The 24,438-nt window shown below is 71.6% G+C and carries 26 protein-coding genes and 2 pseudogenes; 13 read left to right on the top strand and 15 right to left on the bottom strand.

Annotated elements, in window-relative coordinates; all coding sequences use genetic code 11:
- Window positions 1-84: 84 nt before the first annotated feature.
- Window positions 85-1,254 (bottom strand): elongation factor Tu, encoded by a 1,170-nt coding sequence (gene tuf, locus ABZ876_RS24460; protein WP_361784974.1) that lies wholly within the window; start codon window positions 1,252-1,254, stop codon window positions 85-87.
- Window positions 1,255-1,556: 302 nt separating this feature from the next.
- Window positions 1,557-2,285 carry a DNA alkylation repair protein gene (locus ABZ876_RS24455; protein ID WP_361784972.1) on the bottom strand — a complete coding sequence of 243 codons (729 nt, stop codon included), beginning with the start codon at window positions 2,283-2,285 and terminating at the stop codon, window positions 1,557-1,559.
- Between the two features lie 49 nt (window positions 2,286-2,334).
- On the opposite strand from ABZ876_RS24455, the gene ABZ876_RS24450 reads away from it, so the two are divergent.
- The gene (locus tag ABZ876_RS24450) at window positions 2,335-3,195 is read left to right on the top strand and encodes a TVP38/TMEM64 family protein (RefSeq protein ID WP_361784969.1); all 861 of its coding nucleotides are present in this window, start codon (window positions 2,335-2,337) and stop codon (window positions 3,193-3,195) included.
- Between the two features lie 36 nt (window positions 3,196-3,231).
- On the opposite strand, the gene ABZ876_RS24445 is transcribed toward ABZ876_RS24450, so the two are convergent.
- Window positions 3,232-4,401 (bottom strand): thiolase family protein, encoded by a 1,170-nt coding sequence (locus ABZ876_RS24445; RefSeq protein ID WP_361784966.1) that lies wholly within the window; start codon window positions 4,399-4,401, stop codon window positions 3,232-3,234.
- Window positions 4,402-4,515: 114 nt separating this feature from the next.
- On the opposite strand from ABZ876_RS24445, the pseudogene ABZ876_RS24440 reads away from it, so the two are divergent.
- Window positions 4,516-4,983: pseudogene (locus tag ABZ876_RS24440) on the top strand (helix-turn-helix domain-containing protein); the annotation flags it as partial.
- Window positions 4,984-5,038: 55 nt separating this feature from the next.
- Here the strand turns inward: ABZ876_RS24440 and ABZ876_RS24435 are convergent.
- Window positions 5,039-5,306, bottom strand: a pseudogene (locus tag ABZ876_RS24435) (VOC family protein); the annotation flags it as partial.
- A 264-nt stretch (window positions 5,307-5,570) separates the two neighbouring features.
- Between ABZ876_RS24435 and ABZ876_RS24430 the strand changes: the two are divergent.
- The 5 genes from ABZ876_RS24430 to lnt all read left to right on the top strand — a co-directional run bounded on the left by ABZ876_RS24430 (window position 5,571) and on the right by lnt (window position 9,924).
- Complete coding sequence (locus tag ABZ876_RS24430; RefSeq protein WP_361784963.1) at window positions 5,571-6,446, top strand: undecaprenyl-diphosphate phosphatase; 876 nt, start codon at window positions 5,571-5,573, stop codon at window positions 6,444-6,446.
- Window positions 6,447-6,565: 119 nt separating this feature from the next.
- Window positions 6,566-6,745 carry a hypothetical protein gene (locus tag ABZ876_RS24425; protein WP_361784960.1) on the top strand — a complete coding sequence of 60 codons (180 nt, stop codon included), beginning with the start codon at window positions 6,566-6,568 and terminating at the stop codon, window positions 6,743-6,745.
- A 225-nt stretch (window positions 6,746-6,970) separates the two neighbouring features.
- Window positions 6,971-7,570, top strand: a complete 600-nt coding sequence (locus ABZ876_RS24420; RefSeq protein ID WP_361784958.1) for a hypothetical protein — start codon at window positions 6,971-6,973, stop codon at window positions 7,568-7,570.
- A gap of 200 nt (window positions 7,571-7,770) precedes the next feature.
- Window positions 7,771-8,256 (top strand): nuclear transport factor 2 family protein, encoded by a 486-nt coding sequence (locus ABZ876_RS24415; RefSeq protein WP_361784955.1) that lies wholly within the window; start codon window positions 7,771-7,773, stop codon window positions 8,254-8,256.
- 93 nt (window positions 8,257-8,349) lie between these two features.
- Window positions 8,350-9,924: an apolipoprotein N-acyltransferase gene (lnt, locus tag ABZ876_RS24410; protein ID WP_361784952.1), complete on the top strand. Its 1,575-nt coding sequence runs from the start codon at window positions 8,350-8,352 to the stop codon at window positions 9,922-9,924.
- On the opposite strand, the gene ABZ876_RS24405 is transcribed toward lnt, so the two are convergent.
- Window positions 9,842-10,753 (bottom strand): Gfo/Idh/MocA family oxidoreductase, encoded by a 912-nt coding sequence (locus ABZ876_RS24405; protein ID WP_361784949.1) that lies wholly within the window; start codon window positions 10,751-10,753, stop codon window positions 9,842-9,844. The genes lnt and ABZ876_RS24405 overlap by 83 nt on opposite strands.
- Before the next feature lie 187 nt (window positions 10,754-10,940).
- On the opposite strand from ABZ876_RS24405, the gene ABZ876_RS24400 reads away from it, so the two are divergent.
- Window positions 10,941-11,399, top strand: a complete 459-nt coding sequence (locus ABZ876_RS24400; RefSeq protein ID WP_361784946.1) for a hypothetical protein — start codon at window positions 10,941-10,943, stop codon at window positions 11,397-11,399.
- A 67-nt stretch (window positions 11,400-11,466) separates the two neighbouring features.
- Here the strand turns inward: ABZ876_RS24400 and ABZ876_RS24395 are convergent, their stop codons facing one another.
- From ABZ876_RS24395 to ABZ876_RS24365, 7 genes are all read right to left on the bottom strand, one after another.
- Window positions 11,467-12,024: a hypothetical protein gene (locus ABZ876_RS24395; protein ID WP_361784943.1), complete on the bottom strand. Its 558-nt coding sequence runs from the start codon at window positions 12,022-12,024 to the stop codon at window positions 11,467-11,469.
- Between the two features lie 158 nt (window positions 12,025-12,182).
- Window positions 12,183-12,866, bottom strand: a complete 684-nt coding sequence (ung, locus tag ABZ876_RS24390; RefSeq protein WP_361784940.1) for a uracil-DNA glycosylase — start codon at window positions 12,864-12,866, stop codon at window positions 12,183-12,185.
- 91 nt (window positions 12,867-12,957) lie between these two features.
- Window positions 12,958-14,538, bottom strand: coding sequence for an ABC transporter substrate-binding protein (locus tag ABZ876_RS24385; RefSeq protein WP_361784937.1), 1,581 nt, complete (start codon window positions 14,536-14,538; stop codon window positions 12,958-12,960).
- 189 nt (window positions 14,539-14,727) lie between these two features.
- Window positions 14,728-15,489: an SDR family oxidoreductase gene (locus ABZ876_RS24380; protein WP_361784934.1), complete on the bottom strand. Its 762-nt coding sequence runs from the start codon at window positions 15,487-15,489 to the stop codon at window positions 14,728-14,730.
- Between the two features lie 19 nt (window positions 15,490-15,508).
- Window positions 15,509-16,270, bottom strand: a complete 762-nt coding sequence (gene fabG, locus ABZ876_RS24375) for a 3-oxoacyl-ACP reductase FabG (RefSeq protein ID WP_361784931.1) — start codon at window positions 16,268-16,270, stop codon at window positions 15,509-15,511.
- 161 nt (window positions 16,271-16,431) lie between these two features.
- Entirely contained in the window at window positions 16,432-16,815 is a 384-nt protein-coding gene (locus tag ABZ876_RS24370) for a DUF3037 domain-containing protein (protein ID WP_361785416.1), read from the bottom strand.
- 26 nt (window positions 16,816-16,841) lie between these two features.
- Entirely contained in the window at window positions 16,842-17,606 is a 765-nt protein-coding gene (locus ABZ876_RS24365) for a HipA family kinase (protein ID WP_361784928.1), read from the bottom strand.
- 199 nt (window positions 17,607-17,805) lie between these two features.
- Here ABZ876_RS24365 and ABZ876_RS24360 point away from each other — a divergent pair, with 199 nt between their 5' ends.
- Window positions 17,806-18,312: a Rieske (2Fe-2S) protein gene (locus ABZ876_RS24360; protein WP_361784925.1), complete on the top strand. Its 507-nt coding sequence runs from the start codon at window positions 17,806-17,808 to the stop codon at window positions 18,310-18,312.
- Window positions 18,313-18,324: 12 nt separating this feature from the next.
- Here ABZ876_RS24360 and ABZ876_RS24355 read toward each other — a convergent pair whose 3' ends face one another.
- Entirely contained in the window at window positions 18,325-18,975 is a 651-nt protein-coding gene (locus tag ABZ876_RS24355) for an isochorismatase family protein (RefSeq protein WP_361784922.1), read from the bottom strand.
- A gap of 250 nt (window positions 18,976-19,225) precedes the next feature.
- Here ABZ876_RS24355 and ABZ876_RS24350 point away from each other — a divergent pair, with 250 nt between their 5' ends.
- The gene (locus tag ABZ876_RS24350) at window positions 19,226-19,693 is read left to right on the top strand and encodes a pyridoxamine 5'-phosphate oxidase family protein (protein ID WP_361784919.1); all 468 of its coding nucleotides are present in this window, start codon (window positions 19,226-19,228) and stop codon (window positions 19,691-19,693) included.
- Window positions 19,694-19,718: 25 nt separating this feature from the next.
- Here the strand turns inward: ABZ876_RS24350 and ABZ876_RS24345 are convergent, their stop codons facing one another.
- Window positions 19,719-20,627, bottom strand: a complete 909-nt coding sequence (locus ABZ876_RS24345; protein WP_361784916.1) for a LysR substrate-binding domain-containing protein — start codon at window positions 20,625-20,627, stop codon at window positions 19,719-19,721.
- Between the two features lie 74 nt (window positions 20,628-20,701).
- Here ABZ876_RS24345 and ABZ876_RS24340 point away from each other — a divergent pair, with 74 nt between their 5' ends.
- Entirely contained in the window at window positions 20,702-21,721 is a 1,020-nt protein-coding gene (locus ABZ876_RS24340; RefSeq protein ID WP_361784913.1) for a DMT family transporter, read from the top strand.
- Here ABZ876_RS24340 and ABZ876_RS24335 read toward each other — a convergent pair.
- Window positions 21,718-23,049 carry an aminotransferase class I/II-fold pyridoxal phosphate-dependent enzyme gene (locus ABZ876_RS24335; protein WP_361784910.1) on the bottom strand — a complete coding sequence of 444 codons (1,332 nt, stop codon included), beginning with the start codon at window positions 23,047-23,049 and terminating at the stop codon, window positions 21,718-21,720. The two genes, ABZ876_RS24340 and ABZ876_RS24335, sit on opposite strands and share 4 nt — an antisense overlap.
- Before the next feature lie 36 nt (window positions 23,050-23,085).
- Between ABZ876_RS24335 and ABZ876_RS24330 the strand changes: the two genes are divergently transcribed.
- Window positions 23,086-23,769 (top strand): pyridoxamine 5'-phosphate oxidase family protein, encoded by a 684-nt coding sequence (locus ABZ876_RS24330; RefSeq protein ID WP_361784907.1) that lies wholly within the window; start codon window positions 23,086-23,088, stop codon window positions 23,767-23,769.
- Window positions 23,769-24,401, top strand: a complete 633-nt coding sequence (locus ABZ876_RS24325; protein WP_361784904.1) for an FMN-binding negative transcriptional regulator — start codon at window positions 23,769-23,771, stop codon at window positions 24,399-24,401. The genes ABZ876_RS24330 and ABZ876_RS24325 overlap by 1 nt, the downstream gene beginning before the upstream one ends.
- Window positions 24,402-24,438: the final 37 nt, after the last annotated feature.

Below are 24,438 nucleotides of genomic sequence, written 5' to 3'. Positions count from 1 at the left end.
ATTGTGCCGGGCCCCGGGACGCCCCGGGACGGGGCCGCCGACCCGGCTGATGCAGGGTCGGCGGCCGTCGGCGGTGCGTACGGCTCAGTCCACGGTCGTCACCGTGCCCGCGCCGACGGTCCGGCCGCCCTCGCGGATCGCGAAGCCGAGACCGGGCTCCAGCGGGACCTCGCGGCCCAGTTCCACGGTCATGGTGACCGTGTCGCCGGGCCGGGCGACCGCCGTCTCGCCGAGGTCGATGTCGCCGACCACGTCCGCGGTGCGGATGTAGAACTGCGGCCGGTATCCGGTCGACACCGCGGTGGTGCGACCGCCCTCGCGTGCCGACAGGACGTACACCCGCGCCGAGAATCGGCGGCTCGGCACGACGCTGCCGGGCGCCGCGACGATGTGCCCGCGCCGGACCGCGTCGCGCGGCACCCCACGCAGCAGCAGCGCCACATTGTCCCCGGCCTGCGCCTCCCCCATGGGCTTGCCGAAGGTCTCCAGACCGGTGACCACCGTCTCCACGTCGGCGTCGAGCACCTCGACCCAGTCCCCGACCCGCACCGTGCCGCGCTCGACCGCGCCCGTGACGACCGTGCCGCGTCCGGTGATGGTGAGCACGTTCTCCACCGGCAGCAGGAACGGCGCGTCCAGGTACCGCTCGGGCATGGGCACATAGGTGTCCACCGCGTCGAGCAGCGCGTCGATCGCCGCGGTCCAACGGGGGTCGCCCTCCAGGGCCTTGAGCCCGGAGACACGGACCACCGGGACGGAGTCGCCCGGATAGCCCTGTGCGCTCAGCAGCTCACGGACCTCCAGCTCGACGAGGTCGGTGAGTTCCTCGTCCCCCGCGTCGGCCTTGTTGATCGCCACGACGATGTGGTCCACGCCCACCTGCCGGGCCAGCAGCACGTGTTCGGCGGTCTGCGGCATGATCCCGTCGAGCGCCGAGACGACGAGGATCGCCCCGTCCAGCTGGGCGGCCCCGGTGACCATGTTCTTGACGTAGTCGGCGTGGCCCGGCATGTCCACATGCGCGTAGTGCCGGGTGTCCGTCTCGTACTCGACGTGCGCGATGTTGATGGTGATGCCCCGCGCAGCCTCCTCCGGGGCCCGGTCGATCCGGTCGAACGGGACGAAGGTGCCGGTTCCGCGGCCGGCCAGGACCTTGGTGATCGCGGCGGTCAGGGTGGTCTTGCCGTGGTCGACGTGCCCCATCGTGCCGATGTTCAGATGCGGTTTGGTGCGCACGTATGCCGTCTTGGGCATGGCTGTTCCTCGAAGTCTCTTCGGTGGTGCTCAGTGACGGCCCCGGCGTCGGACGATCCGGCCGGGAACGGGGACCCCAGGGACTTGCCGACCCTCCCCCTGCGGGGTCGCCGGACGATCCGGGAAGGGTCAGCTTCGGGCGCCGTCGACGGCGGCCAGGAAGAGCGGGACGGCAGCCTTCGGCGCATCCGCTGCGGCGGATGCTGCGAGGACGAAGGCGTACCGGAACATGCCCTAGAGCATGGTCGACCCGGGCGGCGACGTCGAATGGTTTTTTCCCGCAGGTCCGGTTCACGAGCCGGTCAGAGGTTCTTGAGTGCTTCCCGCACCGACAGCGGGGAGAGCCGTGCCTCTTCCCGGGCCACGAACTCCCGCACGGCTTCCGGATCCGTCTTGGCGTACTCCCTCAGGGCCCAGCCGATCGCCTTTCTGATGAAGAAGTCGGGGTGGTCGGAGCGGCGTACGCAGTACGCGAAGAGGCGCCTGGTGTCGGTCGCCTCCTTGTGGCGCAGCTGGTGGAGCAGGGCGGTCCGGGCGATCCACAGGTGGTCGTCCTCGATCCATGTGTCCATGGCGTTCCGCAGCCCGGGGTCGGCGGTGACGAGTCCTCCCACCACATGCGAGGCGAGCGCGTCGACGGTGTCCCACCAGGGGACGGTGGAGACCAGATGGCGCGTCATGGGAAGGAAACCGGAGGAGAGTCGCCTCACATGGCGGCGCAGGTAGTCGACGGCGAAGTAGTGGTACTCGCGCTCCGGCAGCGCCCAGCAGCGCAGGGCGATCGCCGTGCAGTCGGTCTCGTCCGGGCGGGGCGTGCCGGCCAGGACGGTGCGGGACAGAGCCCGGCGGACGGGAGTGGTCAGGCCCAGGAAGGGCGCGACGTCCTTCATGTAGGCGCGCATCGCCGCGGCCCGCTCCGGATCGGCCGCGGCGGCGTACGCGACGGTCAGCCGCTCCATCACGGCGTCCGCGAGGCCGCTCGGCGGCGGCACGGACGGCACGGCTGTTGTTCCGGAACCTGTGGCCCCCACGAGAGGAACCATACGGCGATCACACACATCGGTCGGTTAGTGTCGCCGGATGCTCGATGCCACCACCCGCTCTGGGGGCACCGCCACGGCCTCTCCCCGGGCCGCCGCCACGGATCTCACCGCCACGGTCTCCCCCTGCGTCGGCAGGGAGTTCACCGCCGCGCCGGCCGTCGCCGTACCGCTCGGTCTCCGCGCCCGCTGCACGCGAGCGCTGCTGTCGCCCTGGGCCCGTCTGTCCCTGCTCGTGGTGCTGCTCGCGGCCGCGGCGTCCTGCGTGCTGGCGTTCGAGCCGCAGAGACTGCTGACGCGCGGCTGGCCGCCGCAGCTCGGGGGTGTCACGGCGGCCGTCGTCTTCGCGGTGGCGTATGGGCTGTGCACGGTCGCGTTCGTGCCGCGCCCGCTGCTCAACCTCGCGGCGGGCGCGCTGTTCGGCTCGCAGCCGGGCACCGGCTCGGCCCTCGCGGGCACGGTGCTCGGCGCGGGGGTCGCCTTCGGGCTCGGCCGGGTGCTGGGGCAGGACGCGCTGCGTCCGCTGCTGCGGGGCCGCTGGCTGAGGGCGGCGGACGGGCAGCTCAGCCGGCACGGCTTCCGCTCGATGATGGCGGCCCGGCTGTTCCCCGGGGTGCCGTTCTGGGCGGCCAACTACTGCGCCGCGGTCTCCCGGATGCGCTGGGGCCCGTTCCTGATCGCGACGGCGCTCGGGTCGGTCCCGAACACCGCCGCGTACGTCGTCGCCGGTGCCCGGGCCTCGCGGCCGACCTCACCGGCCTTCCTGATCGCGATGGCCTTCATCGCGGTGCCGGCAGTGGCCGGCGCGGTGGTGGCCTGGCGCAAGCGCCACCACCTCAGGGACGAGGGCCGGACCGACCGGGACGACCGGGCCACCGCGAGGGCCGGGCAGGGCAACTAGGGCCTGCCTTTTCGGGTCTGCCCGGAAAGACAGACCTCAGACCGCTTCGAGGATCATCGCGTTGGCGAGTCCGCCCGCCTCGCACATCGTCTGCAGTCCGTACCGGGCCCCTCGCGCGCGCAGCGCGTGCACCAGGGTGGTCGTCAGCCGTGTGCCGCTCGCGCCCAGCGGGTGGCCGATGGCGATGGCCCCACCGTGGACGTTGACCTTGGCCAGGTCGGCGCCCGTCTCCTGCTGCCAGGCCAGGACGACGCTGGAGAAGGCCTCGTTCACCTCGAAGAGGTCGATGTCGCCCAGCGCCAGACCCGCCTTGTGGAGCACCTTTTCCGTGGCGGGGATGACTCCGGTGAGCATCAGCAGGGGGTCGGAGCCCGTCACGGCGAAGCTGTGCAGCCGGGCGAGCGGGCGCAGACCGAGACGGGCCGCGGTCTCACTGGTGGTGATGAGCACCGCCGAGGCGCCGTCGTTGATCGGGCTCGCGTTGCCGGCCGTGACATTCCACTCGATCTGCGGGAACCGCTCGGCGAAGCCCGGGTCGTGGTAGGCGGGCCTGAGCCCGGCGAGCGCCTCGGCGGTGGTGGACGGACGCAGGGACTCGTCGCGTGTGAGGCCCTCCAGGGGCGCCGTCTCCGCGTCGAACAGGCCGGCGTCCCACGCGGCCGCGGCCTTCTGGTGGGAGGACACGGCGAAGGCGTCCATCTGCTCGCGGGTGATCGACCACTTCGCGGCGATCAGCTCGGCGCTGATGCCCTGAGGTACGAGGCCCTCCGGGTAGCGCGCGGCCACTCCGGGTCCGAAGGGGTCCTTTCCGGCGGGCACGTTCGACCACATGGGCACCCGGCTCATGGACTCCACGCCGCAGGCCACGACGATGTCGTACGCGCCCGACAGCACGCCCTGGGCGGCGAAGTGCACGGCCTGCTGGGAGGAGCCGCACTGACGGTCCACGGTGGTCGCGGGCACCGTCTCCGGGAAGCCGGCGGACAGCACGGCGTACCGGGTGGTGTTCATGGCCTGCTCGCCGACCTGGTCGACGGTGCCGCCGATGACGTCGTCGACCAGCGCCGGGTCGATGCCGGAGCGTTCGACGAGGGTGCGCAGGGTGTGCGCGAGAAGTTCCACGGGGTGGACGTGGGCGAGGGCGCCGTTGGGCTTGCCCTTGCCCACCGGGGTGCGTACGGCTTCCACGATCACAGCGTCACGCATGGTGCGGGCCTCCTTGCCCAGTGCTGCCGGAGCGGCGATTACTGGTGAGTAGGAAATCTGGACCCACCATAACTGCCAGAGTTTGAAAATCAAACCCTCACCTAGACTGGGTGTATGGCCGCCACCCGAGATCCGCGCCCCTGCTCCATCGCCGACACCCTGGCCCTCGTCGGCGAGAAGTACTCCCTGCTCGTGCTGCGCGAGGTGTACCTGGGCAACGGGCGCTTCGACCAGCTCGTGCGCAACATCGGCGCCCCTCGCGACGTCCTCGCCGCGCGCCTGAAGCGCCTGGTGGACGGCGGGATCCTGGCGAAGAGGAGATACAGCGAGCGCCCGCAGCGCTTCGAGTACCGGGCCACGACGGCGGGCCTGGAGCTCGAGGGGGCCCTGATGACCCTCATGGCATGGGGCGACCGCCATCTCCGGGGAGACGACGATCGCCCCATGGTGATCGAGCACAACTGCGGCCACGAGCTGCTTGCGCTCGTCACCTGCTCCGCCTGTGGCGGGGAGGTCCGTCACGAGGACCTGAGGGCGCACCCCCGGGCGCCGGGCTGGACGGTGTCGGGACCGGCCACAGCCCAGGCCGACGCACGCGGCCCCGCACGGGCGGTACACCCCGCCCCGGGCGAGAGCCAGGGGCGCACGCAGGGGCGGTCATGATCTCCGTGTTGTGGCCGTCCGGGTCGTCGAAGTAGGCACCCGCAGCCGCCGAACGGAGGGTTCGTCCTGCCCGGCCCGGTGTGGCGGGGGTCGGCGCAGTACGTGACACCGTTGCCGAAGTCGACGGGCGGGAGGGACCCCATCGGGGCACCCACCACCAGGCCCAGGACCGGGGCGATGAACTCGGCCGGCCGGCTCCGGTCCCCGGCGTGGACGGCCGCCCCGGCCGACCCGGCAGTCACCCACCCGACTCCGGTGTCCGCCGCAGCCCGGGGCGACGCCGATTTCGGCCGCCTTCGGCGCAGGTGTGCCGACCGAGTGCAGGCCGGCAACCCGGGGCACTGCCTCCCGGTCTCCCCAAGCGCTGGTAAAGCCCCGGTGATGGCATGGTCATCCCGGAGCGCTACGCTGCCGTCCAACACTTGATCACCGGCCGCCGCCCGGCATGCCGCGGCCCGGTGTGCCCGCCGTCGCTTCCACGATCAGCACTTGGACCCGATCACTCCATGACTTGGCTTGAATCCCTCATCCTCGGACTCGTCCAGGGGCTGACCGAATTCCTCCCCGTCTCCTCCAGTGCCCATCTGAGGCTGACCGCGGCCTTCGCGGGCTGGACGGACCCGGGAGCGGCCTTCACCGCGATCACGCAGATCGGCACGGAGTCCGCGGTGCTGATCTACTTCCGCAAGGACATCGCGAACATCCTCTCCGCCTGGTTCCGTTCGCTGTTCGACAAGAAGATGCGGCAGGACCGCGACGCGCGGATGGGCTGGCTGGTGATCGTCGGCTCCATACCCATCGGGGTGCTCGGTGTGACCCTGAAGGAACAGATCGAGGGCCCCTTCCGGGATCTGCGGGTCACGGCGACCATGCTGATCGTCATGGGTGTGATCCTCGGGGTCGCGGACCGGCTGGCGGCGCGTGACGAGGCCGGCGGCCGGCACCGGCTGCCGAAGCAGCGCAAGACGCTGAGCGATCTCGACGTCAGGGACGGTTTGGTCTTCGGCGTCTGCCAGGCGATGGCCCTGATCCCCGGCGTCTCCCGGTCCGGCGCCACCATCAGCGGCGGTCTGTTCCTCGGCTACCGGCGCGAGGCCGCTGCCCGCTACTCCTTCCTGCTCGCCATTCCGGCCGTCCTGGCGTCGGGTGCGTTCGAGCTCAAGGACGCCGCGGAGACGGGACATGTGAGCTGGGGGCCCACGCTGTTCGCCACGGTCATCGCGTTCGTGTCCGGGTACGCCGTCATCGCCTGGTTCATGAAGTTCATTTCGAGCAAGAGCTTCATGCCGTTCGTCTGGTACCGCATCGCGCTGGGCATCGCCATCGTCGCACTGGTCGCGGCGGGCGTGCTCAGCCCGCACGCGGCCGAGTCGGCGGGCTGACCTTCCGGCCCTGTCGGAATCCTCCACCGCGGCGCGCGAAGTCGACCGTGACCGAACACATACGGTGTGCGCAGTCGCGCGGTGGCGCGCTGTCACCGCTTCCCCCTAGGCTTGCCCGCATGTCCCCCGATTCCCAGACCCCTGGTTCCGTGCGGTCTGCCGACGACTTAAACGAGCGGATCCGCGCGCTGTGGCTGCGCTCGGGCGGCTCTCTGTCGGCTCAAGAGCGTGCGGAGTACGAGCTGTTGGTCGTGGAGTGGGCTGCGGCGATGCGCGGTGAGGTCATCGAGGCGGCCTGAAGGCGCACCCAGGGGCCACGGTGAGGACATCGGCGTGCCGCCGCGTCCGGGACGCGCGGTGAAAGGCCGTCAGGCACCCGTCGACTCGCCACGCCGGACATACGTCCGATCGGCCCTGTGCCATCACACCGGGCGCCTGTCCGATATGACAGTTATGAGGGGCTGTCAGTACTTTCATCGCAGTTCGGCTGCCCGGCCGGCGCCTCTGCGAAAGAGAGAAGTGACATGCCCACGCGTACCTTCGCCGTGACCGCCGCCGTGGTGAGCGCAGCGGTCCTCGCCACCACCGGGATCACCTACGCCTCGACCGTAGGATCCACCGAGGCGGCCCCGTCCGAGAAGCACGCGGCCCCGAAAGCCGCGCACGCCGCCCACCCGGCCCCGCACGCCGCCGCCCCGCAGGCCGAACCGGACGCCCACTCCGCGGCTCCGGACGAAAGCGCCGCACGCGTGACGAGCGGCAACCGGGACGAGGGCGGTCGGCGAGGCAACGACCACGACCGCGACCACAGGGAGCACGGGTGGATCCACTTCAACGAACGGACGTACTCCGCCGCCACGGAAGGCTGCGTCCCCGCGGCCAGCGGGCTGGGGTCCACCAGCTTCAGCATCGACAACGACAGCAACAAGATCGTTGAGGTCTACCGGGGCTTCACCTGCGACAACGGCGCTCCCGTCGCCATCGTCGGTCCCCACGGCAGCACCTTCGGCGTCGTCCCTAGCACCGGGCGCCAGGACGACTCCTTCGGCGGGGGCAACTTGTTCCGGCCCGACGACGGTGTCGCGGGCAGCTTCCGGGTGCTCGACCACGAAGACGAGTGGTGACGCGGCACCGGCCGGACAACACGTCACCACCCGACGCCACGGCCGGCGCGGGAGCCGGGTGCCCCCGTCCTGCGACCACGACGGCGCCGCACCCGGGCCCCACCCGCGCCGGCCGTCCGTGCCCCGGGCACCTGCCCGGACCCCCCGAAACCCCGCGCACGCCCCTTGGCTGCGGCGGCCGCGTCCCCAACACTGAGCCGATGACCCAGCGTGTGGAGCTCGCGACCGTGATGGACCGCCTGGCTGTCGACGGACTCGTCACCGAGTACGCGGCGGCCGTGGACGACGGTGACTGGGAGGCGTACCGAGAGCTGTTCACCCCGGACGGGCGGGCCGACTACCGCTCGGCCGGCGGCATCGAGGGCGACGCCGGTCAGGTCGCCGGATGGCTGGAAAAGGCCATGCGGCTGTTCCCGGTGCGCCAGCACCTGATCGTCAACCGGCGCGTGCGCTTCGGCGCCCTGGCACAAGACGTCGGCGACACCGCCGGGGTCCGGGCCGACTACGTCAATCCGATGCGTGGCGCGGACGCGGAGGGCGGCCCGTCGGTACCGGACTTCGTCTGCGGCGGCCGGTACGCATTCGCGTTGCTGCGGACGCAGGACGGGTGGCGGCTGCGCGAGGTGGTCGTCCAGGAGAAGTGGCGCACCGTTTCCGGCCAGGCCCCGAAGGACCCTGTCAGCTGAGCCGCCCCGCGCCGCCGCGGGCCCTCATGCCCTCTGTCGGAGATCTTCCCCGGCGCGCACACTGGAGACATGCACCGGGGAGGGATGCGCCGCATGAGAATGCCCGACGACTGGCTCGCCTCGCGCTGGTGGCGCGGTACCGGCGCCGTTCTCGCGGGTGCGCTGCCGGTGTTCGCCTTCCCCGCGCCTTCCTGGTGGTGGTTCGCCTACGTCGCTCTGGTCCCGTGGATCCTGCTCGTCCGGTCCGCGCCGACCGCCAGGCGGGCCGCCTATGACGGCTGGCTCGGCGGCTTCGGCTTCATGACCGCCGTGCACCACTGGCTGCTACCGAGTCTCAACGTCTTCACGTTCGTCATCGCGGCCCTGCTGGGGGCGCTGTGGGCGCCCTGGGGCCTGCTGGTGCGGCGGTTCCTGGGCGGGGTGCCCTCACCGGGGCGGCTCGGCGCCGCCCTCCTCGTGCTGCCCTCCGGCTGGCTGATGGTCGAACTCGTCCGCTCCTGGCAGGGGCTCGGTGGCCCCTGGGGACTGCTCGGCTCGAGTCAGTGGCAGGTGGAGCCCGCACTGCGGCTGGCCTCGATCGGCGGGGTATGGCTGCTGAGCCTCCTCGTCGTCGGCGTCAACATCGCCCTGGCGATGCTCGTGGCGGTGCGTGCCTCGCGCATCCCGGCCGTGGCCGGGCTCGTGGTGACGGCCGCGGCGGCGTCGGCGGCATGGGCCTGGTCGCCGCGCCCGGACCTGGACGGGCGGGTGCGCATAGCCGTCGTCCAGCCGGGGGTCATAGACGGCACGGACAGCGGCAACAGACGGTTCGAGCGCGAGGAGCAGCTGACCAGGCGGCTCGCCGGGCAGAACGTGGACCTGGTGGTGTGGGGCGAGAGCAGCGTCGGTTTCGATCTCGCGCAGCGGCCCGACCTGGCCGGCCGCATCGCGGCGCTGTCCCGGCTGGTGAAGGCCGACATCCTGGTCAACGTCGATGCCCGCCGCTCCGACCACCCCGGCATCTACAAGAGTTCCGTGCTCGTCGGCCCGCACGGCCCGACGGGCGAGCGCTACGACAAGATGCGGCTCGTCCCGTTCGGCGAGTACATCCCGGCGCGGTCCGTGCTCGGCTGGGCCACCTCCGTCGGCAGGGCGGCCGGCGAGGACCGCAGGCGCGGCACCGAACAGGTGGTCATGAGCGCCGGTCACGGACTGCGCGTGGGCCCCATGGTCTGCTTCGAGTCCGCCTTCCCGGACATGAGCCGCCATCTCACCGAGGACGGCGCCGGGCTGCTGCTCGCCCAGTCCTCAACGTCCACGTTCCAGCACAGCTGGGCCCCGGAGCAGCACGCCTCGCTGGCCGCACTGCGCGCCGCGGAGACCGGCCGCCCGATGGTGCATGCCACGCTGACCGGCGTCTCGGCCGTCTACGGGCCGGGCGGCGAGAGCGTCGGCTCCTGGCTGGGGACGAGCCGGAGCACGTCGGAGGTCTACGACGTGCCGCTCGCCCACGGCATCACGCCCTACGTCCGCTACGGCGACTGGCCGGTGCACGGAGCCCTGCTGGTGATCGCCGCGCTGTTCGCCACGGAGGGTGTCCGGGCTTTCAGAGGACGGCGGGGCGCTCCTGCACCGCACCTACCACCCGCTCGCACAGCTCATGGGTCGCCAGTGCGTCACGGGCGCTGATCACCTTGCCGGCCCGGACAGCGTCGAGGAAGGCGAGCGCTGCCTGCTCGATCCCGCGCTGCCGGGCCACCGGCACCCAGTCCCCGCGCCGCCGCACGGTCGGCTGGCCCTTGTGGTCGATGATCTCGGCGAGGTTGAGAACCTGGCGCTTGGTGTCCTGCCCGGAGACCTCCAGGATCTCCTCGGCGGAACCGCTGAGCCGGTTCATCACACCGAGCGCGGTGAACCCGTCGCCGGCCAGCTGGAGCACCACATGGTGCAGCAGTCCGTCCTCGAGGCGAGCGCGTACCGTCACGTCGTCCACCGGCCCCGGGACCAGGAACCTCAGCGTGTCGACGACGTGGATGAAGTCGTCGAGGATCATGGTGCGGGGCTCCTCGGGCAGTCCGATGCGGTTCTTCTGCATGAGGATCAGCTCGCGCGGGTGATCGGCGCACTGCGCGTACGCGGGTGCGTAGCGCCGGTTGAAGCCCACCGCGAGGCTGACGTCCCGGTCCTCCGCGAGCTGCACCAGCCGTTCGGAGTCGGCGAATTCGTAGGCGAGGGGCTTGTCGACGTAGGTGGGCACGCCCGCCTCCAGGAGCCGGGCGACGATCTGAGGGTGGGCGACGGTGGGCGCGTGGACGAACGCCGCGTCGAGGTTCTGGTCGAGGAGTGCGTCCAGACCGGCGTGCCGCTGCTGTGGGGACAGATGCAGACCGTCGGCGACGCGGTGCAGGGTCGCGGCGGTCCGGGTCTGCAGGTGCAGTTCGATTCCCGGCTGCACCCCGAGCACCGGCAGGTACGCCTTCTGCGCGATGTCACCGAGTCCGATGCAGCCGACCTTCACGGGGCGTCTCCTGGGGTTGCCTACGGGTGCCTCGCCGGAAGCATACGGCCGCCTACGGGACGGGGCGCCGACCGGAGTTCGCCGGTGGCGACGGATCGACGGGCCGCCGGGGACGGAGGTCACCCGTGCGGGGCATCCTGCGCCCGTCCATCCCCGAAACCCGCCCGGAGGCAGCAGAGTTGCGCGAGTGCATCGAACGACGACGACTGCAACGCTCCTGGTCTCCGTGGCCGTCTCGGCGCTCACCGGGTGTGTGACCGTCCAGCGGCCGCCCGCTCCGCTCGCGCCGCGGGCGCCGTCCCAGTCCTCGGCACCGCGGGCGGACGGCAGCGTGGAGCCGCGCGTGGTGCAGGCCCCGGCGCGGGAGGCGCTGGAGATGGTGGGGCCCTCCCGCCTTGCGTCCGCCCCGGACACCGCCCGGCGCGGCACTCCCCGGCCGGTCCCCGTACGGACGGCCGCCCCGCACCGTCGGCCGGCGCCCGCGCAGCCGGGGCGTGACCGTCCCGGGCAGCGCGGCGAGGTGCCGCCGGCGGTCCCGGAGGGGCTTTCCCGGAACCCGGACGTATGCGCGCTCGGCCGCAGATACGGGGGGTGGCGGCCGGGCAGCCCGGAGGCGGACCTCTGTGGGAGCACCTACGGCCGGTGATCGGACGCGGCGCCGAGAGCCCCGTACGGCCGTCGGCCCGCCTCGTCCGGCCGGCGATACCCGGCGTTCACGACCGCCGTCTCGGCGGGCCCAGGGTCTCTCCGCCCGGGCCCTCCGGGGGTCCGGGCTCGGGTGGGCTGTTCGTCGGTGTCTCCGTCGCGAGCCGCCGCTCCAGGCGGGCGATCGCCGACCTGATGCCGTCACCGTAGCCGTCGTCGCCGAGTGCGCCGGCCGCGCCGCGCGCCCGGTGCAGATGGGTGCGGGCGGCGTCGCAGCGGCCCAGCTTCACATAGTCCGCGGCCAGGTTCAGATGGAGGGACGGGAAGAACGCGCGGACGGCGAGCACCCCGTCGTGCCGGCCGAGGCGTTCGTCGCTCAGTTCCTCGGCGGCGGACAGTGCCCTGAGATCCCAGGCCAGCTCGTCCGCCGGGTCGTCCTGTGTGTCCGCCATGTAGTGCGCCACCGTGCAGCGGTGCAGCGGGTCGCCGTCCTCGCCGATCTCGGCCCACAGCCCCAGGAAGCGGTCCCGGGCCTCCTCGCGGTCGCCGCCGTGGTGCAGCATGACGACCTGACCGATCCGGCTCATCACGGCGTCCGGCGCCGTCTGCCCCTGTCGCTCCGCCACCGCGTCCTCCACGCTCGTCGCCCGTCACCACGACGCTAGCCGCCCCCGCCGACAATCACGCTCAGGCGGCTCCGCAGGGCGCTGCGCCAAGCCGGTGACGACACGGGGCGACCGGTGGCGGGGCGGGCCGGACCGGTCCGGCGCCGCCTCGCGCCGTCTCACCCCAGGTTCGGAACGGTCCAGTCGATCGGCTCGTGTCCCTGACGGGCCACCGCCTCGTTGATCTGCGTGAACGGACGCGATCCGAAGAACTTCTTCGCGGACAGCGGCGAGGGGTGCGCGCCCTTGACGACGACGTGCCGCGTCTCGTCGATGAGGGGCAGCTTCTTCTGTGCGTAGTTGCCCCACAGCACGAACACCGCCGGATCCGGCCGGCCGGCCACGGCCCGGATCACCGCGTCGGTGAACTTCTCCCAGCCTCTGCCCTTGTGCGAGTTCGCCTCGCCGGCCCGCACCGTGAGCACCGCGTTCAGCAGGAGCACGCCCTGCTCGGCCCAGGGCATCAGATAGCCGTTGTCCGGGATCGGCGTGCCCAGCTCCTCGTGCATCTCCTTGTAGATGTTCCGCAGCGAGGGCGGGGTCTTCACCCCGGGGCGCACGGAGAAGCACAGACCGTGTCCCTGGCCCTCGCCGTGGTACGGGTCCTGGCCGAGGACGAGCACCTTCACCCTGTCGTACGGCGTGGCGTCGAGCGCGGCGAAGACTTCCTCACGCGGAGGGTAGACGGGACCCTTGGCGCGCTCCTCCTCGACGAACTCCGTCAGCTCCTTGAAGTAGGGCTGCTGCAGTTCGTCGCCCAGAACGCCCCGCCAGGACTCCGGCAGCATGGCGATGTCGGTCACGTCAACTTCCTCCGATGTGCGGTCACTTCCAGGTCAAGAACCTACAGGCGACCACTGACAACCGGCGCCCGGACCCTGCCCGGTACCCGGTCTACCAGCTGGTTTTACGGGACAGCTGCCACATCGTCATGATCGTCGACGGGTCGAGTGCCTGCTCCCCGCCGGAGATGTCCTCGCTGGCCGCGATGAACTGCTTGCCCTGCCACAGCGGCAGCAGCCGGGCGTCGTCGACGAGGATCTGCTGGGCCTGCTCGAACTGCTTGACCACGTTGGCGCGGTCGCTCTCACGCCGGGATTCCGGCAACAGCACCCCGGTGATCCTCGGCGCCGGATAGGGCGTGCCGAGCGCGTTCTGCTCGCCCACGAAGGGGGCGATGAAGTTCTCCGCGTCCGGGAAGTCGGGGAACCAGCCGCGCCCGAACACCGGGTACTCGCCCTTGCGGTAGCCCGCCTCGTAGGTCTTCCAGGGGCGGCTCTTGAGGGTGACGGTGAACAGGCCCGAGTTCTCGAGCTGTCTCTTGAGCTCCTGGAACTCCGGGGCGGTCTCGGAGCCGTAGCGGTCGGTGGTGTACCAGAGGGTGAGCGGCACCCGTCCGGTGATGCCCGCATCCTGGAGGATCTTGCGCGCCTTGGAGGTATTGGGGTCCCCGTAGTCGTCGAAGAACCCCGTGGTGTGTCCGGTGAGCCCCTTGGGCACCATCGAGTACAGCGGGTCCACGGTGTCCTTGTACACCTTGTGGGCGATCGCCGGGCGGTCGACGATCTGGGCGACGGCGCGGCGCACGGCGAGCTTTCCCGCCCAGGGGTCCTTCGGATTGAAGACCAGGTAGCTGATCTCGGTGCCCGCGCCCTCGATGAGCTGGAGCGACTCCTTGGACGCCTTGCTCTGCAGGGAGACGATGTCCGGGGCGGCGAGACCGCGGTAGGTGACGTCGATCTGCTTCTCGCGCAGCGCGGAGACCATCGCGCCCGAGTCCTGGAAGTAGCGGATGGTGACCGCGTCGTTGTGGAGGCCGGCGAAACCCTTGTAGCGGGTGTTGCGGACGAGTTCGGCCTGCTTGCCCTCCTCGTACGACTTCAGGCTGTAGGGGCCGGAGCCGAAGACCTTGTCGTCCTTGCGCAGCGCGTGGGCCGGGTAGTCGTCGGGGTCGACGATGGACATGGCGGGGGTGGCCAGCACGAAGGGGAACGTGGCGTCGGGCTTGTTGAGGTGGAAGACGACCTCCCGGTCGCCGCGCGTGCTGATGCGGTCGAGGCTGCCCAGCAGGCCCGCGGGACCGCCCGGCACGTTGATCCCGCGGATCCGGTCGATGGAGTACTTCACGGCGCGCGCGTCCAGCACCGCCCCGTCGGAGAAGGTCATGCCCTTGTGCAGCACACAGCGGTAGGTGAGGTTCGTCGCGTCGGTGAAGGCGCAGTAGTCGGCGGCGTCGGGCTGGGGCACCGACGCACCGGTCGGGTAGCTGAGCAGGGTCTGGTAGATGTTGCGGAACAGCTCCCACGAGCCGTCCCAGGACGCGGCCGGGTCCAGTGTGCTGGGGGCGCTGGTGGTGCCCACGACGATCGGTCCTCGATCCTCGGAGGAACCGGAGGAGAGCGCACCGCAGCCGGCCACGAGAGACAGGGACGTGACCGCCGCCAGCCGACGCAGAGAACGGTTCCGGTTGAACACGCGCGCACTCCTCGATCTGCCATTCCAGTTTGGCGGCAGACCCTACCGCAGCCTTCGGCCTACGGGACGGGGTTCGTGGAGGGCTTGTGATCAGCGCGTCCATGACGACGTTGTCATGTGTCTGTATGTCTCGTGTACGTCGGCACGGGCGACCCTTCCGTCCATGGGCGCCCGTGCCGGTCGCTCAGCTCATCCGACGCCGGCGTTCAGGAATATCCCGCCGTCGACGACGAGCGTCTGGCCGGTGATCCAGTCGGACTGGTCGGACGTCAGGAACGCGGCGGTGCCGCCGATGTCCGAGGCCACACCGAGCCGGCCGAGCGGGTAGGCCGCGGCGGCCTCCGCCTCCCGGCCCTCGTACAGGGCCTCGGCGAACTTGGTCTTCACGACGGCGGGAGCGATCGCGTTGACCCGCACCTTGGGCGCGTACTCGTGCGCGAGCTGCACCGTCAGGTTGATCATGGCGGCCTTGCTGATGCCGTAGGCGCCGATGAACGGCGAGGCGGACAGGCCGGCCACCGAGGCGATGTTGACGATGGCGCCGCCGTTGTCCTTCTGCCAGGCGTGCCAGGTCTTCTGGGCGAAGCCGAGCGCCGAGACGACGTTGGTCTCGAACACCTTGCGTGCCACGTTCAGGTCGAGGTCGGCGATCGGGCCGAAGACCGGATTCGTCCCGGCGTTGTTGACCAGGAAGTCGACCCGGCCGAAGGCCTCCATGGTGCGCTCCACGGCGATCGCCTGGTGGGCCTCGTCGTGGGCCTTGCCGGCGACACCGATGACGCGGTCGGCGCCGAGTTTCTCGACGGCCTCCTTGAGGGCCTCCTCGGTGCGTCCGGTGATGCAGACCCGGTCGCCGCGGGCGACGAGCGCCTCGGCGACGCCGTAGCCTATGCCGCGGCTGGCGCCCGTGACGAGGGCGACCTTGCCGGAGAGTTCGGGCAGTTCCGTCATGTCCGTGTTCTCCCGGGCCCTAGTCGAGCGGTCCGCCGGCCACGTACAGCACCTGGCCGGAGACGAATCCGGCCGCGTCGCCCGTGAAGAAGGCGATCGCGTTGGCGATGTCCTCGGGCTCACCCACGCGCTGCACGGGGATCTGGGTGGCGGCCGCAACCTTGAAGTCCTCGAAGCCCATCCCGACCCGATCGGCCGTGGCCTTGGTCATCTCGGTGGCGATGAAGCCCGGGGCGACGGCGTTGGCGGTGACGCCGAACTTGCCGAGTTCCTTGGCCAGGGTCTTGGTGAAGCCCTGGAGACCGGCCTTGGCGGCGGAGTAGTTCACCTGGCCGCGGTTGCCGAGCGCGGAGGACGAGGAGAGGTTGACGATCCGGCCGAAGTTCGCGTCGACCATGTGCTTCTGCACCGCGCGCGACATCAGGAAGGCTCCGCGCAGGTGCACGTTCATGACGGTGTCCCACTCGGAGACGCTCATCTTGAACAGCAGGTTGTCGCGGAGCACACCCGCGTTGTTGACGAGGATCGTCGGCGCGCCCAGCTCCTCGGCGATGCGCGCGACTGCCGCCTCGACCTGCGCCTCGTCCGAGACGTCGCAGCCGACGGCGATGGCCTTGCCGCCGGCGCCGGTGATCTTCTCGACGGTGTCCTTGCACGCGGCCTCGTCGAGGTCGATCACCGCGACGGCACGGCCCTCGGCGGCCAGTCGTACGGCGGTGGCGGCGCCGATGCCGCGCGCACCGCCGGTCACGACGGCGACCCGCTGCTCAGTGGTGGACATTGCTGGTTCTCCTCGCCCTTGGAAAGCCTGGAACACCTTCGGAAAGTCTGCGGCTCCCACGGTACGCCCGACAGGTGAGCGACCGCTTAGTACCTTCAGCAGACGTGACGCTAGAAGCCCTGGCACCCGGTGTCAACGGCACACCGGGTGCATGTGATCCATTACCTCACCAGGAGGTCGAGCAACCGCTCGGTCTCGGCCGCCGGGTCGGTGGTCAGACCGGTGTGCACGGGCCCGGGCTGGACGATCGTCGAGCGGGGCGCGATCAGCCAGCGGAAGCGCCGTCCGGCGTCGTCGCGCGCCGCCTGCCCGGCCGCCGCGCCGCCCGCGCAGACCCCCTCGACGGCGCTCAGCGCGGCCCGCACTCCCGCCACGTTCGCTTCAGGGTCGAGGGCCAGCAACCGGGCCTCGTCGAGGTGGGTGCGGGCGCCGACGTAGCCCTTGGCCCGGCAGTAGACGAGCACGCCCGCGTTGATGCACTCCCCGCGCTCCACCCGCGGCACGACCCGGAGCAGGGCGTACTCGAAGACCTCCCGGTCGCTCACCCGGCTGCTGACGATGTGGCGCTCGCTCACCGTGCCTCCTCGATTCCGTCGATGCGTTCGTGGACGCCGGCGGCGCGGGCGAGCAGGGGCCGGGCGTACGCTCGGCGCAGCGCGTCCGGTGTGTCGAAGCCGGGCTCATCGGCGAGCCACTGGTCCGGAATCTCGGCGGTCACCTCGGCCAGCAACTCCTCGGTGACCATGGGCGCCAGCGCGGCGGCCGCGCCCGCGACATCGGGCGCGAAGGGGGTCAGGGCGTGGTCGGAGGCGTCGTAGGGCCGCGCGGCGGAGGCGTCGGCGCCGGGCCAGTTGTGGTGCCAGATCATGGTGGCACCGTGGTCGATGAGCCAGAGGTCGCCGTGCCACATCAGCAGGTTGGGGTTGCGCCAGGAGCGGTCGACGTTGCCCACGAGCGCGTCGAACCAGACGATCCGCCCGGCCTCCTCGGGGCCGATCCCGAAGGCGAGCGGGTCGTAGCCGAGCGCGCCGCTGAGGAAGTCCATGCCGAGGTTGAGCCCGCCGCTCGACCTGAGGAGTTCCTGGACCTCCTGGTCGGGCTCGGCGAGCCCCAGCACGGGATCGAGGTCGACCGTCACCAGCCGGGGCACCCTGAAGCCCAGACGGCGGGCGAGTTCGCCGCAGACGACCTCGGCGACGAGAGTCTTGCGGCCCTGCCCCGCGCCGGTGAACTTCATGACGTAGGTCCCGAGGTCGTCGGCCTCGACGAGCCCCGGCAGCGAGCCGCCCTCACGCAGCGGCGTGATGTACCGGGTCGCGATGACTTCCTTGAGCATCGCCCCAGGTTACTGGCGCGTCGGCGACGGCCGGCGGCGGCCGGTCGGGCGTCGCGTCCCCCTGACAGCGCAATCACAGCCGTGTCTTACGCCCGCCTGATCTCGAAGCAGTCAAGATCTCGAAAGCATCTGAACAGCGTTTGACCGCAGGCCGTACCACCAGGCAGAGCAAGGGACATCCGTGGAAGGGAACGTCAGCATGACCAGCGAATCGCTCCAGCCCGTCTCGGCGCCGGCCCGCCGCACCGTCGTGGCTGCGGTCGGCGCGACGGGACTCGCCGTCGCGCTGACCGCGTGCGGGAGCTCGGACGACAGCTCATCGAGCTCCGTCGGCTCCCAGAACGACAGCACGGCGAGCAGCGGCAGCACGCCAAGCACTGGCAGCACAGGGAGCAGTGGCGGCACGGGCGAGGGCAGCGGCGCGGTGCTCGCGAAGACCTCCGACATCCCCGAGGGCGGCGGCAAGGTCTTCGCCGACCAGGGCGTGGTGGTCACCCAGCCGTCGGCGGGCACGTTCAAGGCGTTCTCGTCCAAGTGCACCCACCAGGGCTGTGCGGTGAAGGAGATCGCCAACGGCGTGATCACCTGCCCGTGTCACGACAGCCACTTCTCCACCACCGACGGCAGCGTGAAGAAGGGCCCTGCGACCCAGCCGCTGCCGGCCACCAAGATCACGGTGTCCGGGGGCGAGATCAAGCTGGCCTGACCCCGTGCCCGTTCAGGCCCGTGGTGCCCGGCATCGCCGGGTGAGACAGGCCAGCACCTCGTCCGTGGTCGCGACCGTGGCGACCAGTGCAAGGGTGTTGCGGATCATCGCGGGGGTGTAGTCGGGGGGCACCCCCGCGATGGCGTCCGCGGGCACGACCGCGGTATAGCCGCGGTTGACGGCGTCGAAGACGGTGTTCGGGATCGCCACGTTGGCCGAGACCCCGGTGACGATCAGGGTTTGGCAGCCGAGGTTGCGCAGCAGCGCGTCCACCTCGGTGCCCGCGAGGGGCGACAGGCCGTGCAGCCGGCGTACGACGAAGTCCTCCTCCGTCGCCTCGATGGGGGGCGCGACGCGGACCGCCGGGGTGCCGGACAGTTGCTGGACCGGGAGCCGCTCGGCCGCTCGGAAGAGGCGCGCGTTGCGGTTCGCGCCCCGGCCGTCGGGGCGGCGTTCGGCGATCGCGTGGATCACCTGGACCCCGCCCTGGTGTGCGGCGGCGACCAGCCGGGCCACACGGGCCAGCGCGCCCGAGGAGTGTGCCTGCCGGGCGAGTTCGGGCAGCGCGCTGTCCGGGCCCACGACGCCCTGCTGGCACTCGACGGTGAGCAGCACCGTGGTCCGCGGGTCGAGGAGTTCGCTGAGCTGTTCGTACGACGGCATGGCTCCCCCTGGCGTCGGCGGTCGGGCGGGCGAGGGTAGCGAGCGTCGCGGGAGGACGGAAGGACGAACGCCGCGGGCGTGACAGGAACGGCGGCCGTTGACGGGCGGGGTGTGGCCGATGGCGGGCGGGGTGTGGCCGGCCACAGGTGGACGACGGCCATTGCGGGTGGGCTGAGAAGGCACCATTCTTTTCTGACGTGATGTCAGAGGATCTCTCTGGCACGACGTGGGAGAAGAAGAGGGGGACCGTATGGCCGACACTCAGCGCCGAGGCCGGAAGATCATGATGACGCCCGGCGAGCTGGACGAATTCCTGGTCAGCCAGCGCACCTGCCGGGTGGCGACGGTGTCGGCCGACGGCACCCCGCACGTCAGCGCCCTGTGGTTCGCGTGGGACGGCACCTCGCTGTGGCTGTACTCCGTCGTGCGCAGCAAGCGCTGGGCCGATCTGCGCCGCGACCCGCGCGTGGCGATCATCGTGGACACGGGCGAGGAGTACGAGCAGCTCAGAGGTGCCGAGCTGTCCGGCACGATCGAGTTCGTGGGCGAGAGTCCGCGTACCGGAGAGCTGTGTGCCGAACTCGACATCCCGGAGACCCTGTTCGCGCGCAAGAACTTCGGACTGGACGAGATGCCGTACGACGGCCGCCATGCCTGGCTGCGGCTGACCCCGGCCAAGATCGTCTCCTGGGACTTCCGCAAGCTGGGCTCTCGGTAGGCCGCCCGGCGGCGGCCGTGACCGGTCACCCGGCCGACACGGCCTGCCCCGCCGCCCGGAGCGCCTCCACGGCCGCCCGGATGGACGGACGGCGGTCGGCGTCGGCGCGCCAGACGACGTAGACATGTCTGCGCACCCGCTGGCGCAGGGGCACGGTGACCACGCCGGCCGGCATCGGATCGCGCCCCAGCAGCGGGGCGATGCACACACCGAGTCCGGCGGCCACCAAGCCCAGCTGGGTGTGGGTCTCGGCGGCACGGTGGCCGATGCGGGGTTCGATGCCCTTGGAGCGCAGGGTGAAGATGAGCCACTCATGGCAGAACTCGCCCTCGCCCCAGGTGATCCACTCGTCGTCGGCGAACTCCCCGAGGTCCGCCTCGGGCCGGTCGGCGAGCCGATGGCCCTCGGGCACCGCCACATCCGCCGGATCGTCCAGGATCGCCGCCTTCACGAGTCCGTCGGGCAGCGGCATGGGCTTGTTGTACCAGTCCAGGACGACCGCGAGGTCGAGGTCGCCGCGCACCACTTTGGCGACCCCGGCCTCCGGCTCCAGCTCGCACGACCGCAGGCGCAGGGCCGGATGGCCGGACCGCAGTGCGGCGAGCGCCCTCGGGAACAGCCCACGCGCCGCGGTCGGGAAGGCCGACAGGCGCAGCTCCCCGGCCACCTGCCCGCGCTGTGCCTCCAGATCGGCCTGGGCGAGCTCCACCTGGGACAGGATGCGTGCCGCATGATCGGCGAGGAGCCGGCCCGCGTCCGTGAGCCGCACGCCCCGGCCGTTCCTGGCCAGGAGCTGCTGGCCCGCCTCACGCTCCAGCTTGGCCATCTGCTGGGAGACGGCCGAGGTGGTCACGTGCAGCGCCTCGGCCGCCCCGCTGACCGAGCCGTGCCGGGCGAGGGCGTCGAGAGTGCGCAGGCGCTCCAGATTCAACATGTAAGCAATGCTACGAGATATCGGGTGCGAAATCTCGATTGTGCTACGAGGTTGCTTCCTGCATCGTTACGGTCATGAGCAGCGCCGCCGCCACCCGAGCCGCCACCGACACCCCCGTCACGCCCCACGGCCGAACCGCCCTCGACTGGCGGATCCGCTTCGGCGCCCTGTCGCTGATCTGGGGCTTCAGCTTCCTCCTGATCAAGGTCGGCACGGAGGCGTACGCCCCGTTCCAGGTCACCCTCGGCCGCCTGGTGTTCGGGACGGCGGTGCTCGCCGCCGCGATGGCCGTCAAGCGCGACCGCCTGCCGCGCGGCACCCGCACCTGGGGTCACCTGGCCGTCGCGGCGTTGCTGCTCAACGCACTGCCGTTCTCGCTCTTCGCCTACTCGGAGCTGACGATCCCGTCCACGCTCGCGGGGATCTGCAACGCCACCTCGCCCCTGTGGGGCATGGCCCTGTCGCTGGTCGCGCTCTCCGATGACCGGCCGACACGGCGCCGGGTCGCGGGGCTCGGCATCGGCTTCCTGGGCGTGCTGACGGTGCTCGGCGCCTGGCAGGGCTTCCACGGCCTGGATGTGACGGGCACGGCCATGGCCCTGCTCGCCTCGCTCAGCTACCCGGTCGGCTGGATCTACGTGCGCCGCACCCTGGCCGGCACCGGTCACTCCCATCTGTCCCTGACCGGTGCCCAGCTGTTCCTCGCCACCGTCCAACTGGCCGTGCTCACGCCGCTGTTCACCACCCTGCCGAGCCGCTTCCCGCTGCTCCCGCTGCTCGCGGTCGCGGCCCTCGGCGCGCTGGGCACCGGGCTGGCCGTGCTCCTCCAGTACGGCCTGGTCGCGGAGGTCGGGCCCACGACGGCCCAAATGGTCACGTACTTCATCCCCGTCATCGCCACCGCGGCGGGAGTCGCGGTCCTCGGCGAGTCGCTGACCTGGACCACCCCGGTCGGAGCGGTCATCGTGCTGGCGGGCGCGGCGCTGACGCAGGCCCGGTCCAGGCCCGGCGGCCGGACCGGGCACGGGGACCGCAGCCGGGACTGGGGTCTTTCGTTCGGATCAGCCCGGCGTGATCCAAACGAGAGGTCCTAGGCGTAGCTGCGGGCGGGGCCCGGGCCGAGGGCGGCGGCGACCGCGTCAGCCAGCGGCCCGTTCTCGTCCTCCGTCAGCGTCGAGACGGTGATCCGGATGCCGGGCGGCGCGCTCATCCGGTAGCGGGCGCCGGGCGCGACGGCCCAGCCCGAGTGCAGCATTCGCGTGACCACCGCGGTCTCGTCGGGCACCGGGACCCACACGTTCATCCCGCTGACCCCGTGGGCCGCGACACCGCGGGCCGCCAGCGCGGCGATCAGTCCGTCGCGACGCCTGCCGTACGCCGCCGCGACCGCCGGTGCGTCCACCGCGCCGTCGGCCCACAGCCGGACCAGCGCCCGCTGCGTCATCAGGCTCACCCAACCGGGGCCCAGCCGCTGGCGCCCCCGCACCCGGTCCACGGTGACCCCGTCACCGGTGAGCACGGCAAGCCGCAGGTCAGGGCCGTAGGCCTTGGCGGCCGAGCGCACGAACGCCCAGTGCCGGGTGGCGCCGGCGAGCGGATGGAGGGGCACGTCGACAATGCCGTGACCGTGGTCGTCCTCGATCAGCAGGATCCCGGGGTGCTCCCGCAGCACGGAGCGCAGGGCACTCGCGCGTGCGGCGCTCACCGCGGCGCCGGTCGGGTTCTGCGCCCGGTCCGTGACGATCAGGGCCCGCGCCCCGGCCTCCAGGGCACCGCGCAGACCGTCCGGAAGCGGTCCTTCGTCGTCGACGCGGACCGGAACCGTGCGCAGCCCGAGCGCCGGCACGAGGTCGAGAGTCCGGCCCCAGCCCGGGTCCTCGACGGCGACCGTGTCTCCTGGCCTCAGATGGGCCACCAGGACCCGTTCGACGGCGTCCAGCGATCCGGAGACCACGGCGAGTGGCCCGTCCGGAACCCCGTCGGCGTCCAGGCCGGCCCGTGCGAGACGGGCCAGCTCCGGCTCCACGGCGACATCTCCGTACAGCACCGGTGCGCCGTCGCCCGCGGCCGCCGCGGCCGCGAAGGCCCCCGCCAGCGGCGGCAGCAGCGCGGGGTCCGGATTCCCGCTCGACACATCGCGCACCCCCTCGGGCACCTCCACATCGATGTGGTCCCGGCCCGTCGTGGCCGGCGCCGACCGCACCCGGCTGCCCCGCCGTCCGGCGGTCTCGATGACTCCGCGCTCCCGCAGGACGCGGTAGGCGGCGGCGACGGTGTTGGGATTCACGCCCAGCTCGACCGCCAACTCCCGTAGTGGTGGCAGCGGCCGGCCCGGCTCCAGCTCTCCTGCGCCCACCGCACGCTCGACGCTCGCCGCGATCTCCGCTGCGCGTCGTCCTTCGATCCGATACCCTCCTAGCACAAAGAAGATTATGCACTAGTTCAATCAGGAGCGCCCATGTCAGGGACCTCGCAGCCGACGTCGTCGCCCGCCGCCTACACGCCGACCGACCGCACCGTCCCCACGCGTTCTCCGGACCGGGCGTCGTACGACAAGGAACTGGTGCACGCGATACTCGACGAGGGCTATGTCTGCCATCTCGGTTTCGTCCGCGACGGCGCGCCGGTCGTCCTGCCCACGCTCTACGGCCGGGTCGGCGAGCGGCTCTACGTCCACGGTTCGACCGGTTCGCGTCCGCTGCGGATGTCGGGCGAGGCGGACCCCGGGCTCGCGGTCTGCCTGACGGTGACGCATGTCGACGGGCTGGTCCTGGCCCGCTCGGCCTTCCACCACTCGATCAACTACCGGTCGGTGGTGGTGCACGGCATCGCCCACCAGGTCACCGACGCCGGGGAGCGGCGGACGGCCCTCGACGCCCTGGTGGACCACGTGGTCCCGGGCCGCTCCCGCGACTCGCGCCCCGCCGACAAGAAGGAGCTGGCCGCGACGGCCGTGATCCGGCTCGACCTGGAGCAGGTCTCGGCCAAGGTGCGCACCGGCGGGGTGAACGACGAGCCCGAGGACCTCTCCCTTCCGTACTGGGCCGGCGTGGTCCCGGTCCGCAGGGAGTACGGCGCCCCACAGGCCGACGCCGGCCTGCCGCCCGGTGTCGCACTGCCGGACTACCTGGCGGTCCTGTGATGCTCATACACCCCTGGGACGCGCCCCACGACGACGCCGAGTGGCACCGCTGGCTGGCCGTCCACGACTTCGGGCAGCTCGCCGTCAACGGACTGCCGGGCGAGCCGCCGTACGTCCAGCCGCTGCACTTCGCGTACGACGCGAAGCGGGGTGAGGCGCTGGGCCACCTGGCGCGGCCGAACCCGCTCTGGGCCGCCCTGGAGGCGAACCCGGACGTGCTGCTGAGCGTGGTCGACGACTATGTGTACGTGCCGGGCCCCTGGCAGGCGGCGCCCGGGGTCCCGTCCGAACACGGCGTGCCCACGAGCTTCTACGCGGCGGTCCAACTACGGTGCCTCGCCCGCATCGTGGACGATCCGGCCGAGAAGGCGGACCTGCTCAACCGCCAGATCGGCCACTTCCAGCCGGAGGGAGGCTCGGCCCCGGCGGCGGCGGACGAGGCCCCGTACGGCCGCATGCTGCCGGGCATCCGCGGCCTGCGGCTCGAAGTGATGGACGTCCGGGCGAAGTTCAAGTACGCGGGGAACAAGACGGACCAGGTGCAGGACCGCATCGCGGCCGGACTGGCGGGGCGCAACGGCGCGGGCGACGCGACGGCCCTCGAGCATCTGCGGCGCCGACGGGGGGCGTGAGGGGCCGGGGTGCGGGTCCGGCCGGACCCGCACCCGC

Origin of the sequence: Streptomyces sp. NPDC046931, assembly GCF_040644655.1 — a bacterium.
Taxonomy (GTDB): Bacteria; Actinomycetota; Actinomycetes; order Streptomycetales; family Streptomycetaceae; genus Streptomyces.
This window is presented reverse-complemented; position numbering and strand designations above follow the sequence as displayed.